Origin of the sequence: Streptococcus sanguinis, assembly GCF_003943655.1 — a bacterium.
Classification (GTDB): Bacteria; Bacillota; Bacilli; order Lactobacillales; family Streptococcaceae; genus Streptococcus; species Streptococcus sanguinis_F.
Genome location: NZ_RJMM01000015.1, coordinates 40,427 through 55,479, shown reverse-complemented (window position 1 = coordinate 55,479; position 15,053 = coordinate 40,427). Strand labels below are relative to the sequence as shown.

The window sequence follows — 15,053 nt, the reverse complement described above, 5'->3', positions numbered from 1 at the left end:
TCCATTTGGTATGTGATAAACTGTAACTGGTTTTAGACATTTCTTTTTCCTACTTTGTCTTACCTGAACAAGTAGATTATACCAGGAAAAAGAAATGAAAGCTCAAAGCCTTGGCAGCCACCAGCTTAGCTGGTGGTTTTCTTGTTTTTCTATGCGAGAAAAACTGGCTTGAAGCCAAAATAAAAATCTGGACACAATCCAGATTTTAAATCATATACTCTACACTATAACTGGCATCCGACAGAATGCGGGACAGAAACTGTTTGGTCCGCTCTTCCTTCGGACTAGAGAAGAATTCCTGAGGAGGATTTTCTTCGATTATGTGACCTCCGTCCATAAAGATGACATGGTTAGCCACATCACGAGCAAAGCTCATCTCGTGGGTCACAACGACCATGGTCACTCCCTCCTGAGCCAGCTGTTTCATGACGCTGAGAACTTCGCCGACCAATTCCGGATCTAGAGCCGAAGTTGGCTCATCCAGCAGGATGACATCTGGCTTGACAGCAATGGCACGGGCAATCCCAATCCGTTGCTGCTGGCCGCCTGATAGCTGAGAGGGATAATAGTCCTTGTAGGCCAAGAGGCCCACGCGCTTCAAGGACTCTTCCGCAATCTTAAGCGCTTCTTCCCTCGGTATCTTACGAGCGATCACTAAGCCCTCTAAGATATTTTCAAGGGCCGTTTTATTGGCAAAGAGATTATAATGCTGAAAGACAAAGGCCGTCTTTCTACGAATTTCCAAAATCTCTTTTTTGCTGAGTTTAGCCAAATCATAGTCCTTACCAGACAAAGTCAGCTGACCGTCATCCGCTTTTTCTAAGTGATTCAGACAGCGCAGAAATGTTGTTTTCCCAGAGCCTGAGGGTCCCAGAATAACCACAACGTCACCTTGATTGACCTTGAGACTGACATCTGCCAGCACCTGGTGCTCTCCAAATCGTTTGGAGATATGTTTTACTTCTAACATAATCTTTCCTTCCTAAGCAAGAGCGGAGCGCTTTTCCAAGTCCCTAAAAATCCACTGAATCAAGCCACAAATAATGAGATAAATAACAAAAATCACCAGGTAAGACTCTGAATACTGGTAAGAATGGGAGGCCTCTATCTTAGCCAAGGCTGTGATATCCTTGACCGTCATGACAAACACCAGCGAGGTTCCCTTGACTAGATTGATAACCAGATTGGCCAGATTGGGCAGGGCAGAGCGCAATGCCTGAGGAAAAACAATCCTCCGATAAGCTTGAAAATTCGTTAAACCAATCGCTTGAGCCGCCTCCAACTGCCCTTTATCCACTGTCAAAATGGCAGAGCGCAGTATTTCCGACAAACTACCTGTCGTCATTAGGCTATAGATGATGAAAGCATAGTAAAGCGGATTGAACTTAAAGACGTCTACCTGACTACCCAGACTTTTGAATATTTGATTCAGTAAGCTAGGAAAAAGACTGTAGAAAAAGAGAATGAGCAAAATGGGCGGCGTTGCCCGAATAAAGGCCAGATAAACCACCGAAAAGGTCCGCACACCTCGAACTTTATAAATCTGCCCCAGAGCTAGAAGCAGAGCCGGAATAAAGCTGAGCAGAATAGCCACCACCATAATGATCAGGGTTACTGGAATTCCTTTCAACGTTACCAGAAAGGTATTTACAATATAATTCAAATCCATGCTTTACCTCTCCTTGACTGTCAGACTTTTTTCCAGAAGCTGGGAAGCCAGCGAAACCACTAGGGCAATCCCCCAGTAAATCAAGGCCACCGCTGTATAGGTTTCGAGGGAATAATTTCCCAGATTCCGGCTGATGAGATTTTGTCCTGCTCCCATGACATCAACTGCCCCAATCGTATAAGCCAGAGCAGCATCCCGCATGAGATTAAGAAGGGCAGTCGTGAGATTGGGCAGGGCGATGCGAAAAGCCTGTGGCAGGACGATGCGCAGAAAAGTCTGTACCGGTGTCAAGCCAATACTGAGACCTGCCTCGGTCTGTCCCTTGGGAACAGCAAGATAAGCTGCCTTGAAGACTTCCGCAATCATGGCCGCAAAGAGCAAAATCATGGTGATGATGACAAAAACAGTCCGCGACCAATTATTGATATCCAGCCCCAGCCACCATTCTAAAAACTCTGGAATACCATAAAAAACCAAGAAAAGTAAGACAATAGGCGGTGTACATCTAAGAATAAATATATATCCTCTAGCCAGACCAGCAAAAGACTGCTCCTCAGCAATCTGAGCCCAAGCCAACAGACCACCCAGCAAGGAGCCAATCAATGCTGTCACAAACATAATCCATAAAGTGGTCGGCAGAGCCTGCAGCAGACTAGGCAGCAGGCCAAAGACACGGGATAAGTCATACGAGACCATAATTTTCTTCTCCTTCGACAGTGATTAGATAGAATAAGCTTCTCTTGGACGGGCACTTTCAGATTGGAGCAGCCTTGCTCTCTCTTTGAAAATTCCTTCAAACAGCATCAAGGTCAGCTTAGAAGCCACCAGCTCTGTATTTAGCTAGTTTCTCAGTCAGCCTTTTGATTTTTCATAATCAGCAGACAGTAGCCACTAATCCTTGTCCACATAAGAGAAGACATCTTCTCCGAAATACTTTTCAGATAGTTTAGCCAAGGTTCCGTCTTTTTCCAGTTCCTTAGTAGCCTTCTCGTATGCCTTGGCAAATTCTTCATTTTTTTCGTTTTTGTGAAGCAGTGGATAGGTCGGAATCCCCTTGTAGGGGAACCAAGTCAGTTGATCCGCATACTGATGGTAAGAACCTTCTTTATCTGTCACAGCTTTTTCAAAAGACAGCTTAATGTCAAAGAAGGCATCGTAGCGCCCTTCCAGAACCCAAGCATAAGCATCAGCAACCTTGAAGGACTCTGCTGCAGTCAAATCAATAGGAGCACCGCTATGCTTCTGGTTATACTCTTCGATAACGGCCCATTGAGCATTCTGCGGAGAAATAGGTACTAACTTGCCCTTTTCCTTGGCAAAATCATCAATGCTCTTGTATTTTTCAGCATCTTCCTTGCGGATAGTGAAACCGATAATGCTAGCCCCGATTGGGCTTTCTGGAATGATGAACTTCTTCGCCCGCTCTTCGGTGTACCATGCTCCCTTGGTTCCAATATCATATTTCCCAGATTCCAGACCGACTAAAAGATCCTCATCACTAGTGCCAGTATATTCAAACTGATAATCTGGCAACTTTTCATCAATAGCCTTGAGAACAGCAACCTCATAGCCATCTGATTCCCCCTTTTCATCCACAAAGTCATAAGGAACATAGTTCTGTGTATGTGCCACTTTCAAAGTCGTGACCTTGCCACTGCCAGATGCAGAGCTGCTCGTCTTGCTAGATGAAGCACCTGTCAAGGTCCGCCCCAAATAAGTCGCTGCTACAACAGCAATCACTGCTGCTCCACCAATAATCCATTTTTTCTTGCTCATTCTTTCGTCTCCTTCTTATGTTAAGCTTGCTGCTTGGCGAACCCACTGAATCCGCTCTGCCTTAATATCGCTTGGAATAGTACAGTCAGCCCCGATAATCAAAGCTTCCTTGCCAGACTCTGCTATCAGCCGTTTGGTCTCGTCTTGAATAGCTGCTTGACTCCCCGTGTAGAGCAGGCCATCCTTGCCATTTTCAAAGCCACCCAGGACAGTGCGACCGCCAAACAATTTCCGGCCCTCCGCTAGGCTGATGCCTTCTGGCCCCACTGCCCAGTTGATGACCTGAGCTGGATAATCTGTGAAAAGATGAACATCGTTTCGCGCGCCTTCGTAGCCACAAATGTGCAGGATATTCACTCCGCCAGCCGCATTGGCTGCTTCCAGCACTGCCAATTCACTAGGAGCAATAAAAGCCTTATAGTCTTCAGCCGACACCCGCGCATCCTGAATGCTCTGAACGCTGAGGTAGATTCCATCCGCACCCGCTTCCTTGATAATCCGCTCCGTCAGAGCCGCAATATCTTTAGCAATCACATCTAGCACCCGCTTCGTGAGCGCCGCATCCTCCGCCAGGAAATCTGCAATGATATCATCTCCTCCAGCAACCTTGCCGACCAACCATTTGAAGTAGGTCACTGGCGCAAAAATATTGTAAATAGCGACCAAGTCCTCTGTAAAGTTAGCCTTAATCTTCTGAACCAGCTCCACCTGCTCACTAATCCAAGGGTGGTCAGCACCTAGCGGCTCGATATCTGCTAACTCCTTGATAGATTGGACTTTTTTCAAGCGCTCGTTAGGATAAGCAAAATAACCATCACTCATCAGCTTGATAAAGTCTGGCTCTACTTCTGCCTGAAAAGCTTGATGACCTGCCAGATTTTTCTCAATAATGGCTTGATTTCCAAAACCAGCCAGCCACTCATCCTCGCTGGTAAAATGATGCCAGAAACCAACTGGCACTCGGTCAACGGGCTCTCCTCTGAAAGCTTTCAGTACTAAGTCTCTTTTTGAAGTCATCTTCTCTCCTTTTTCTATCATTCCTATCTAGCCAATGATTTGTTTTTTAGCTTTTTAATTAGGCTAATTCATCTTTTTAAGTACAATTCTAATCCAACAAGAGCAGAGCCGCGATATCATTGGGCTGCATCAAGCCAGTTGACTGCTCTGGCAGTTTCTTGAGCACCTGCAAATCGTCTTCTTTTTTGTCTGAGGACTGATGGGCATAAATCTGACTGATGCTCAGAAAGGTTCCTATTATCAAGAATATCAGAGCAAGAGCAGCAAGCCTTTTTTGATACCGATTCATCTATCTTCCTCCTTGAAAGAGTTGAAAATTGCCCTTTGATTGCTTTGGCAAATCTATCAGAACTGACTAGCTACCTGACGAATCCAGTCCAGTCTTTCTACTTCGAAATCATCTGGTACAGTGCAGTCAGCCCCTAGAATCACTCCCTGACTGCCAGCTGCAGCCAGCAGTTGCTTGGTCTCAGCCTCTAACTCTGCACGACTGCCTGTATTTAGAAGAGCTGCTCTGCCATTTTCAAAGCCGCCCAGGACAGTCTGACCGCCAAAGAGCTTGCGCCCTTCCGCTAAGCTGACCCCCTCATGATGGGTTGCCCAGTTAAAGACTTGAGCCGGATAGTCTTTGAACAGCTCCAAATCATTGCTGGCCCCTTCAAAGCCGCAGATGTGGAGAATATTCTGACCGCCAGCCGCATTGGCCGCTTCCAGGACCTTAACCGTGCTAGGCTCAATATAACGACGATAACTGGCCGCATCTACTCGGCCGTCTTGGATTTGCTGGGTACTAAGATAAATCCCCTCAATGCCCGCTTCCTCAATGATGCGTCTAGTTAAAATAGCAATATCACCAGCAATGACATCTAAAACATGTCTTGTCAGCTCGGAATCCTCTGCCAGAAAATCTGCAATTTCTCTATCTCCTCGCGACCCTTCCCTGTGGAACCAGCGCTTGAGATAGGAGACCGGCGCAAAAATATTGTAGAAGGAAGCGAGGTCCTCCGGATAGCTTGCCTTTACAGCTTTAACTATCTCAATCTGCTGCTCAATCCAAGGATGATACTCACCGATAGACTGGATAACAGCTAAGTCCCGAATGGACTCAACATGATCCGAATAAAGCGTGCTAGGATACTTAAAGAAGCCATCGCTCATAATCTTGACAAAGTCTGGCCGTGCAGCTCGAACATAAGCAGCATGCCCCTCAACACTTTTATTGAAAATCATTGGATTGTCCAGGCCCAGCATCTTTTCCTCTTGGCTTACAAAGTGAAACCAGAATCCAACAGGCACTCGGTCAACTTCTTCACCCCGAAAAACTCTCAGCACTAATTCTTTCTTGCTGACCATTACTTCCTCCTTCTTTGAATTTGTAATATATCTTACCATCCTCTCCTTCTCCTGGGAAATATATTTTCCCTATCAGCCTGATTAAAAATATTTATCAAAGCAAAATAAAAAAGCTAGACTAAGCTAGCTTTTTCAAGGATTTTCAGACTCTGCTGAATACCCTTATTTTTCGTACCCTTTTTAGATAAGGACCATATATATTTTCTATGGATGAGATAGGTATTTTTTATAGGCAAATCCTGCTGCGCAAATTTTTATCAAATTCATTACTACCTATCAATTAAGCAAGTAGAAGAGACCTCAAATCTGATTTACTCTTTGATAAGAACGACAATCTGATTTATCAGTTCCTGATCATTTAGACCTGTAATCTGAGCAACAACTTCTCTGATTGGCTCATTACTTAAAAGTTGTTCTAATTTAACACTTTCTTCATCATTTACATCTCGATAGTCAAAGGCATAGCCAACTGTTTTAAGTAGGTTTTCATAAGACAAACCGCGTTCTTTCAATTCACGTATCGGCCGGATGAATCGTTCATTATAACCTAATTTTCGGATTGGAGTACGAGCTACTCGACTAACCTCATCGACTATGAAAGGATTTTCAAAACGTTCTATAATGACTTTGTGATAATTCTCCAATTCTTTTTTATCAAAGTTCCATTTGGCAATCAAGAGACTCCGAATTTCAGCTAAAACGGATTCAATCTGAAACTTGATATCAGGATTCTGAAGAGCTTCCAAAATTGTCTTGGCACCATAATGTGCACCAATGTAAGCTGAAGTTGCATGTCCAGAATTGACTGAAAAAAGTTTTCGCTCAATAAAAGGTTCTAAATCTTCTTCATAATGCACATCTTCTAGACGTAAATCTGGATTTTTAAGACGCTTGGTTTCAACAACCCATTCATTAAAGGGCTCAACCACAACAAAAAGAGGATCTTCATGACTTTGTGCTGGAACAATCCTGTCTACTGCAGCATTTGGAAAACCTATGTAGTTCTCAGCAAATGTCAAACCTTCCGGACTTAAATGTTTCTTGACTTCTTGATAGAGAAATTGAGAACCACCAATCATATTTTCACAAGCCATAACATCCAATGCTTGCGTATTTCCTGCAGCCCGCCGAGCTTCGATTCCTTTAGCTAGAAGTTCAGCGATAAAAGGGAGTATATTAGGTCCGATTGCAGTAGTAATGATATTCGCCTTTTGAATCGCTTCAATGACTTGCTCAGGATGTTCCTTACTATTAATGCCAGCCACATTAGCTATCTCTATGCGGGGCTGTCCTTCCTGTGCAATTTCAATTTCATACTTGCTCTTTTCATTTAGAGTATGAATTATCTGATTATTGACATCCACAAAGTCAATATGAAAACCATTTTTGAATAGAATTTCGCCTATAAAACCTCGACCGATATTGCCGGCACCAAAATGAACAGCATGCTTCATTGAATTTCTCCTTTTCTTGTTTGAGTGAAATATATACTAGATGACAAATGAAGAAATTCAATTATTCAACAGCATCAAGTAAACGCAACACTTGCTCTTCTGACTGAGCATCTGCTAATTTAAGAACATTATCTACATCTGCACAGAAGATAGAAATTTTCTGAATAATTTCTAAGTGTTCATTACCAATACCAGCAATACCAAAAAGAACCGTTGCCACTTGAGGGTTAGATTCATTCCCAAAATCAACCCCTCTTGGGACTTGAACGACTGTAATACCAGACTTGAGGACATCCTTTTTCGCTGCATCTGTTCCATGCGGTATGGCGATAAAGTTACCCATGTAAACAGATAGCTCTTTATCACGCTCAATCATGGCTTCAATATAGTTTTCATTAACATATCCACCCTCATAAAGAACTTGCCCACAATAACGGATAGCTTCCTCCTTGTTAGAAAATTGTTTTTCAAGCTTAATCAAATGTTTTTCAAGTTTCATATTAGTTCTCCAATTTCTTAATTTTTTCGTTAAAAATAGTATTTAGCATCTGATAAATAATGGATTGATTTCCCGTCTTGTAAATCTCTGTATAAAGATGATTTTCAATAATCGACTGACTGATAGCTGTCATTAAATCTCTCACTTCCTCGCTAGCCTCCTTAGACATTAGCATTAACAGACACCTTTTGACCTCTTCTTTCTCTCGTTTCATTGACAATGCAGAGATAGGTAGTTTGAGTTCAAACATAGTAAAACTATTTGTTGTTACTTTGCTAGACTGACTATGTAAAAGCACCAGACCAGTATTAGGAATAGCCATAGGACTATTCTGGAAGTGAGATAGCAGTTTTCTTGTTAGGTAATCTCTGTCACTCACATTCTTCTGATATTGGATAATTTGTTCTACCGTATGCTCAAATGATTGATTATTCTCCAGTTGAACCAACTCAAATTGACTCAAAAGCTGACTGCTAGATATCAAATAATCTTGCAAATCATAACTTTTCTCTGGAGCGATAGCATCACGCGCGACAATTGTACGATGTGCCTGTACATACTGAAGCCGTTCCTGCAATTCAAGCAATTCCTTGACGGTTGGAAAACTAGAAATTACATCGATTTCCTGATTAGCCAGCGGCTTGGTAGATAAAAAATAATCATACTGATTGAGATCAATACTGTGGTAATCTACTAGAGACTGAATATCTATCCACTCTACAAAAGGAGCAACACTCTTAATTTTACTGACTAATAAATCTCTAGTGACCCGACGTTCGTCCGTTAAAAGCAAAATACGGACTGGATAAATCTCTGGACTACGGCCTAAGCTAGAGATAAAATGCAGGGCAATCATGCCATACTCATACTCTGTATGAAGATATTTCGGAAAAATATCATTCACCAAAAGACTGATGACTGTATAAAGAAATTTATTCCTTTCAACTAAAAGCTGGACAGATTCTGGCAAATTTTCACCCTGAAAAAGGATTGGGACGCCTAAACTGAGCCGAATATGATAGAAAAGAAAATTAAATAAAACCTTGTCCTTAAAAAAGTCAATCTTGGTGTACATAGAAACCGTATCAATCAGATTTGAAATATTGTAGAAAAATTCACCATCAAATTTCTCCGTAAAGAGCGGATTTTCCTGACGTTTAATGATTAATTCATCCAAGATGCTCGCAAAATAGATAATTTCCTGAATACTATAAAATTGCTCAGTCTGCTTAGAGTATGCTTGAAAAATTTTTTGAGAAATTTCCAAAGCTTGCTTACTAGTATTAGGCAAATTTTCAATGTTTTGTTCCTGACCTATAAGAGATAACAAGATCGCAAAAAACATCTTCATCCTAGCATCCATATCTGGAAAACCTGACAGTTGCTTATTAACAATCTGACTGGCCAGCCTAGTTCTATCTGCTTCTAAAATATTAAAGCTCCCAAAATTACCGGTTGAAAAATCTGCTACTGAGATACAGTTTGTCAGTAAAATAGCCAAAAATCTTCTCTTACTAACTGAATCACCAGAAATGCGATACCCTTTTTGCCGTTCAATTTTCAGATCAAAGTCTAAAAGACGCTTATCAATATCTGAAATATCCTGAATAATAGTTACATTACTGACTTTCATGCACTCTTGCAAGGCTTCATTGGTGACAAAACCATTCTCAGTCAGAAGGCGATAAGTAATCAACTCTTGTCTTTCTTGGGGACTATACTCAACTAACACTTCAAGTTCTGTCGGTAAATCGTCCAGTTCGCCAGTCAAAATATAGTATTTCCCACGCTTCGCTATTTCAATCCCATATTGCTCTATGCTATCTGTCAAATCTGATAAAGTCCGATAAATTGTTCTAGATGAGACCTGTAAGATTTCAGTCATGTCTTGCATTGAAAGCTTCCCTACATGTAGGAAAGCCTTCAATAATTGTTCTTCTCGTTTGGTTAATAGCATTCGTAATTTAGAAACCTCTAGTTATATTTATACATTCTAGCAACCATTTTATCATATTCTGGTGTTGTTACTAAACTATCCACAATAAGAAATTGAGAATTCGGTGCTGCTTGCTGCACTTCTGCCTGTAAAGCAATAGTTGTTACAATCATTATGTTTTTAGAATTAAATTCACCTAATTCTGAAATTTTGGCAGTAGAAACTGGAATACGAATATTCTTGTTTCTAAAGATAGCCCGAATCGTTTCACAGCCCATAGTTGCAGATCCTTGTGCTTCACCATAAGCAACTACTACAGCATCAATATGGTTAAGGTCAATTTCCTGACCATCTACTGGTGCTGAAGTTGGTATATCTCCTTCAATTTCTGCTATTGGAGCAGCTCCTGTTAATGAAGCTACAATTTCATCATAACGAGGGGACGCTAAGAAATTATCGACAGAAACATGAATAGCACTTGGACTCTTGCCTTTAGCTCTTGGTGTCAGTTCTTCCTGAGTAACAATTAATGTTTTTGGTGTATCAACCAAATTTGAGATAGCCTGATTAGATACTGGAATTCCCAGACCTGCTTTTTTAACCTTATCACGAAGAATACTTGCTCCCATCGCAGAACTCCCCATGCCAGCATCACAAGCAAAAATAATTTTCTCTACTGAATCTCTTGAAATGTTTGTATCTACAGCTACTGGAACTACTTGCCCCTTAGATTTAGCCTTAGCGGCTTGAGTAGCAGCTTGAGCAGCTTCTAACGAATCATCAGTCGACTTATCTGCACGTAGGATAAGAGCTGCTACAAGGAAGGAGACAATTGCTCCCACTAATACCCCAAGCAGGACATTAAGATGAGGCCACACACCTTTTGGAGCCATAGCCATAATCGCAATGATAGATCCTGGAGAAGCTGGAGATTTAAGACCAGCATCTAAAAATTGGAATGTAAAGGTACCTGACACACCTCCAGCAATCGCAGCTAGGAAAAGAGCTGGCTTCATCATAACATAAGGGAAGTATATTTCATGGATACCACCGAAGAAATGGATAACCATTGCTCCCCAAGAAGAAGATTTCGCAGAACCTTTACCAAACAAAGCGTAAGCCAAGAGGATACCTAGACCTGGTCCAGGATTAGCCTCTAAGAGGAAGAGAACAGATTTACCAGCTTGAGATACTTGCTCAGCTCCCAGAGGTGTAAAGATTCCATGATTAAGAGCATTATTAAGGAAAAGTACCTTTGCTGGTTCGATGATAATGTTTGCCAAAGGTAGGAGTTTAGCATTGACAATAGCCTCAACACCATTTCCAACAGCTCCAGTAAGAGTCGATACGACTGGACCGATTGCGTAGAAAGCCAAAAGCAATAATGCAAAACCAACTAGACCAGCTGAGAAGTTATTAACTAACATTTCAAAGCCGGGACGAATTTTTTCCTGGAACTTCTCATCAAATTTCTTGATAGTCCATCCTCCCAGTGGTCCCATTACCATAGCTCCGATAAACATTGGAACACTAGAACCTGTAATTGCACCAACAGTAGCAATAGCCCCTACGACGGCACCACGTTGTCCATGAATTACATAACCACCTGTATAACCAATTAGAGTCGGCAGTAGATAAGTCAACATAGGACCAACAATGGCAGCCAATTGTTCATTTGGTAGATAGCCATCAGGAATGAAGAGGGCAGTTAACACTCCCCAAGCAATAAAAGCCCCAATATTGGGCATAACCATGTTTGACAGTGATGTTCCCAGTTTTTGAACTCTAACTTTCAAAGATACTTTTGCTTCCATTAGGATTTTCCTCCTTTTCTTTGAATCTAGTATATACAAAAATGAAAGCGCTTAAAACTAAAGCTTTGTCACAGATTTTGTGCCAAAAAATCAACTTTTGTCACAAAATTCTCTTTTTATACCATATTACAAAACAAAATGTACCGAAAACCGCATCAAAAATTCAAATTATGAGTTATAAAAAATAGGCTGTAAAATCTAAGAGATAACCCTCCCAATCTTACGCCTATTGTTCATCTATTTATTATTTATTCAACTGTAACAGCCTTAGCCAAATTACGTGGTTTATCTACATCCAGTCCACGGTGAAGTGAAGCATAGTAAGCAATCAATTGAGTAGGAATAACCATAGAAATACTAGATAGATATGGATGAACTTTATTAATAATAATGTCATCACCTTCTTTTTCTATTCCTTCTTCCACAATAGTCAGAGCATTAGCTCCACGAGCTACTACTTCAGAAATATTACCACGAGTATGAGAAGCAACGGTTGGATTGTCAGAAATTAAGGCAATAACAGGTGTACCATCCTCAATTAAAGATATAGTTCCATGTTTAAGTTCCCCAGCTGCAAAACCTTCACACTGAATATAAGAAATTTCCTTAAGTTTTAGGCTAGCCTCCATAACTACATAGTAGTCCTGACCACGTCCAATGTAGAAAGCATTACGAGTTGTTTCTAAGAGTCCTCTAACCTTTTCTTCAATCAATTCTTTCTCTGAAAGTGTAGACTCAATAGACTGAGCTACAATTGATAGTTCACGCACTAAATCAAACTTTTTAGCTTTTTCATTACCATTAGCTTCACCAACTGCCTTAGCAAGAAATGCTAATGTCGCCACTTGTCCTGTATAAGCCTTAGTTGAAGCTACAGCAATTTCTGGACCAGCATGCAATAACATAGTATAAGTTGCTTCACGAGATAGTGTAGAGCCTGGAACATTAGTTACAGTTAAACTTGGAATTCCCATTTCATTAGCTTTTACTAAAACTTGACGACTATCAGCAGTTTCACCTGACTGACTAAGCAAAATAAACATTGGTTTTTTGCTCAGTAGCGGCATAGCATAACCCCATTCAGATGCAATACCCAATTCCACAGGTGTATCAGTTAATTCTTCTAGCATCGTTTTAGAAGCATAACCTGCATTATAAGAAGTTCCAGCTGCAATGATATAAATTCGATCTGCCTCCTGAACCGTTTTAACAATCTCAGGATCCACAACCATCTGTTGATTCTCATCAGAGTATGTGTTGATTAGCTTACGCATCACAGTTGGCTGCTCATCGATTTCTTTGAGCATATAGTATGGATAAGTCCCCTTACCGATATCGGACAGATCTAGCTCAGCAGTATAGCTTTCACGCTCCAGAGTATGCCCGTCATAATCCTGCACTTCCACACTGTCTTTACGGACAATAACCAGCTCTTGATCATGAATTTCCATAAACTGACTTGTCTCACGAATCATGGCCATGGCATCTGAGCAGACCATATTGTAGCCTTCACCTAGTCCGACTAAAAGTGGAGATTTATTTTTAGCAACATAGATAACATCTGCATCTTCTGAATCCACCAAAGCAAAGGCATAAGAACCACGTATAATGTGAAGAGCTTTTTTAAAGGCTTCTAAAACAGACAAACCTTCTTCTTCAGCAAATTTGCCAATCAGATGCACAGCAATCTCTGTATCTGTCTGCCCCTTGAAGTCATGACCAGCTAAATAAGTATTCTTAATATCAAGGTAGTTCTCAATCACACCGTTGTGAACCAAGACAAAACGGCCGGTCTGTGAAGTATGAGGATGGGCATTGTTTTCACTTGGTTTTCCATGAGTAGCCCAACGAGTATGTCCGATACCAGTAGTCCCAGCAACATCAATGCCAATTTTAGCATGTAGGTCAGCGATACGACCGACAGACTTGACTAGACTAGAAGTTTTCCCTGTTGTTACAAAAATTCCAGCTGAGTCATAACCTCGGTATTCCAGCTTTTCCAAGCCCTGCATCAAAATATCTGTTGCGTTGCGATTTCCGACAACTCCGACAATTCCACACATAACGTTACTTCTGATTTCTAGCCTTAGAAACCAGCCCTTCTTTTTAAAAATTGGTATAGTTCGCTTGAAGTTAAATAACTCCAACAAAGCTAGTATACACACAGTTTTTTGGTTTGTCAAGTGTAAAATTGGTATAGTTTTCTTTAAGAAAAGTATGCTTAGCTTCTCTTACCGCAAAACAGCCCCTTGAAGCATTTATAAAAATGGACAGATATAGTAAAAATGACTTTCTCTATGACTAAAAATTTGGAAAATAGAAGCTCAATAAACCACAGCCCTGTCTTTGATGATTCTCACAAAGCAAGGTACAGAAAAAGAGACTCAAATGAGCCTCTTTCTTTTACCATTGAATTATTTAGCGATTTTCGCGAAGTATTCAAGAGTACGTACAAGTTGTGCAGTGTAAGACATTTCGTTGTCGTACCATGATACAACTTTAACCAATTGTTTGCCGTCAACATCAAGAACTTTAGTTTGAGTTGCGTCGAACAATGAACCGTAAGACATACCTACGATATCTGAAGATACGATTGGATCTTCTGTGTAACCGTATGATTCGTTAGCTGCTGCTTTCATAGCTGCGTTTACTTCATCAACTGTTACGTTCTTTTCAAGAACAGCAACCAATTCAGTAACTGATCCAGTTGGAGTTGGAACGCGTTGTGCAGATCCGTCCAATTTACCGTTCAATTCTGGGATAACCAAGCCGATAGCTTTAGCAGCACCAGTTGAGTTAGGAACGATGTTTGCAGCACCAGCGCGAGCACGACGAAGGTCACCACCACGGTGTGGTCCGTCAAGGATCATTTGGTCACCAGTGTAAGCGTGGATAGTAGTCATCAATCCTTCAACAACACCGAAGTTGTCTTGAAGCGCTTTAGCCATTGGAGCCAAGCAGTTTGTAGTACATGAAGCACCTGAGATAACTGTTTCAGTACCGTCAAGAACATCGTGGTTAGTGTTAAATACAACTGTCTTAACGTCATTTCCACCAGGAGCAGTGATAACAACTTTCTTAGCACCACCTTTAAGGTGTTTTTCAGCAGCATCTTTCTTAGCAAAGAAACCAGTTGCTTCAAGAACGATTTCTACACCGTCAGTAGCCCAGTCAATTTGTTCTGGGTCACGTTCAGCAGAAACTTTAACGAATTTACCGTTAACTTCGAATCCACCTTCTTTAACTTCAACAGTACCATCGAAACGACCTTGAGTTGTGTCATATTTCAACAGGTGTGCAAGCATTACTGGATCTGTAAGGTCGTTGATGCGAGTAACTTCAACACCTTCTACGTTTTGGATACGACGGAAAGCAAGACGACCGATACGACCGAAACCGTTAATACCAACTTTAACTACCATTCGTGATTTCCTCCTTATGAAAATCAAAAAATTTTTATGTGAAAAGAGTAACTTGAGTTGCTACAAATCACCTTTCAACATTTCTATTATATACTTAATTGAGGTAAAATGCA

The 15,053-nt window shown here is 41.1% G+C and carries 13 protein-coding genes; all 13 read right to left on the bottom strand.

The features are described from left to right. Nucleotides 1-205 precede the first annotated feature (205 nt). The gene (locus D8886_RS07510; RefSeq protein WP_125434896.1) at nt 206-970 is read right to left on the bottom strand and encodes an amino acid ABC transporter ATP-binding protein; all 765 of its coding nucleotides are present in this window, start codon (nt 968-970) and stop codon (nt 206-208) included. 12 nt (nt 971-982) lie between these two features. Then, complete coding sequence (locus D8886_RS07505; protein WP_002928001.1) at nt 983-1,669, bottom strand: amino acid ABC transporter permease; 687 nt, start codon at nt 1,667-1,669, stop codon at nt 983-985. Nucleotides 1,670-1,672: 3 nt separating this feature from the next. Beyond that, nucleotides 1,673-2,365 carry an amino acid ABC transporter permease gene (locus tag D8886_RS07500; protein WP_002916549.1) on the bottom strand — a complete coding sequence of 231 codons (693 nt, stop codon included), beginning with the start codon at nt 2,363-2,365 and terminating at the stop codon, nt 1,673-1,675. Between the two features lie 195 nt (nt 2,366-2,560). Beyond that, entirely contained in the window at nt 2,561-3,445 is an 885-nt protein-coding gene (locus D8886_RS07495) for a transporter substrate-binding domain-containing protein (protein ID WP_125434894.1), read from the bottom strand. 15 nt (nt 3,446-3,460) lie between these two features. Continuing rightward, the gene (locus tag D8886_RS07490; RefSeq protein WP_125434892.1) at nt 3,461-4,462 is read right to left on the bottom strand and encodes a uroporphyrinogen decarboxylase family protein; all 1,002 of its coding nucleotides are present in this window, start codon (nt 4,460-4,462) and stop codon (nt 3,461-3,463) included. A gap of 88 nt (nt 4,463-4,550) precedes the next feature. Continuing rightward, nucleotides 4,551-4,751, bottom strand: coding sequence for a hypothetical protein (locus tag D8886_RS07485; protein WP_125434890.1), 201 nt, complete (start codon nt 4,749-4,751; stop codon nt 4,551-4,553). Nucleotides 4,752-4,807: 56 nt separating this feature from the next. Beyond that, entirely contained in the window at nt 4,808-5,854 is a 1,047-nt protein-coding gene (locus tag D8886_RS07480) for a uroporphyrinogen decarboxylase family protein (protein ID WP_125434888.1), read from the bottom strand. Nucleotides 5,855-6,126: 272 nt separating this feature from the next. Then, the gene (locus tag D8886_RS07475) at nt 6,127-7,269 is read right to left on the bottom strand and encodes a mannitol-1-phosphate 5-dehydrogenase (RefSeq protein ID WP_125434886.1); all 1,143 of its coding nucleotides are present in this window, start codon (nt 7,267-7,269) and stop codon (nt 6,127-6,129) included. 61 nt (nt 7,270-7,330) lie between these two features. After that, nucleotides 7,331-7,768, bottom strand: a complete 438-nt coding sequence (locus tag D8886_RS07470; RefSeq protein ID WP_125434884.1) for a PTS mannitol transporter subunit IIA — start codon at nt 7,766-7,768, stop codon at nt 7,331-7,333. A 1-nt stretch (nt 7,769) separates the two neighbouring features. Next, the gene (locus D8886_RS07465; protein WP_125434882.1) at nt 7,770-9,725 is read right to left on the bottom strand and encodes a BglG family transcription antiterminator; all 1,956 of its coding nucleotides are present in this window, start codon (nt 9,723-9,725) and stop codon (nt 7,770-7,772) included. A gap of 17 nt (nt 9,726-9,742) precedes the next feature. Further along, a complete protein-coding gene (locus D8886_RS07460; RefSeq protein ID WP_125434880.1) occupies nt 9,743-11,518 on the bottom strand; it encodes a PTS mannitol transporter subunit IIBC in 1,776 nt (591 codons plus the stop codon). A gap of 248 nt (nt 11,519-11,766) precedes the next feature. Further along, on the bottom strand, nt 11,767-13,581 hold the full coding sequence (glmS, locus tag D8886_RS07455) for a glutamine--fructose-6-phosphate transaminase (isomerizing) (protein WP_125434878.1): 1,815 nt from the start codon (nt 13,579-13,581) through the stop codon (nt 11,767-11,769). Between the two features lie 351 nt (nt 13,582-13,932). Further along, the gene (gap, locus tag D8886_RS07450; protein WP_002893859.1) at nt 13,933-14,940 is read right to left on the bottom strand and encodes a type I glyceraldehyde-3-phosphate dehydrogenase; all 1,008 of its coding nucleotides are present in this window, start codon (nt 14,938-14,940) and stop codon (nt 13,933-13,935) included. Nucleotides 14,941-15,053: the final 113 nt, after the last annotated feature.

Excerpts from the sequence above, each read along its gene's own strand:
- glmS (WP_125434878.1), bottom strand. The coding sequence starts at position 13,581 with ATGTGTGGAATTGTCGGAGTTGTCGGAAATCGCAACGCAACAGATATT.
- D8886_RS07500 (WP_002916549.1), bottom strand. The coding sequence starts at position 2,365 with ATGGTCTCGTATGACTTATCCCGTGTCTTTGGCCTGCTGCCTAGTCTG.
- D8886_RS07490 (WP_125434892.1), bottom strand. The coding sequence starts at position 4,462 with ATGACTTCAAAAAGAGACTTAGTACTGAAAGCTTTCAGAGGAGAGCCC.
- D8886_RS07480 (WP_125434888.1), bottom strand. The coding sequence starts at position 5,854 with ATGGTAAGATATATTACAAATTCAAAGAAGGAGGAAGTAATGGTCAGC.
- gap (WP_002893859.1), bottom strand. The coding sequence starts at position 14,940 with ATGGTAGTTAAAGTTGGTATTAACGGTTTCGGTCGTATCGGTCGTCTT.
- D8886_RS07475 (WP_125434886.1), bottom strand. The coding sequence starts at position 7,269 with ATGAAGCATGCTGTTCATTTTGGTGCCGGCAATATCGGTCGAGGTTTT.
- D8886_RS07485 (WP_125434890.1), bottom strand. The coding sequence starts at position 4,751 with ATGAATCGGTATCAAAAAAGGCTTGCTGCTCTTGCTCTGATATTCTTG.
- D8886_RS07470 (WP_125434884.1), bottom strand. The coding sequence starts at position 7,768 with ATGAAACTTGAAAAACATTTGATTAAGCTTGAAAAACAATTTTCTAAC.
- D8886_RS07510 (WP_125434896.1), bottom strand. The coding sequence starts at position 970 with ATGTTAGAAGTAAAACATATCTCCAAACGATTTGGAGAGCACCAGGTG.
- D8886_RS07460 (WP_125434880.1), bottom strand. The coding sequence starts at position 11,518 with ATGGAAGCAAAAGTATCTTTGAAAGTTAGAGTTCAAAAACTGGGAACA.
- D8886_RS07465 (WP_125434882.1), bottom strand. The coding sequence starts at position 9,725 with ATGCTATTAACCAAACGAGAAGAACAATTATTGAAGGCTTTCCTACAT.
- D8886_RS07495 (WP_125434894.1), bottom strand. The coding sequence starts at position 3,445 with ATGAGCAAGAAAAAATGGATTATTGGTGGAGCAGCAGTGATTGCTGTT.
- D8886_RS07505 (WP_002928001.1), bottom strand. The coding sequence starts at position 1,669 with ATGGATTTGAATTATATTGTAAATACCTTTCTGGTAACGTTGAAAGGA.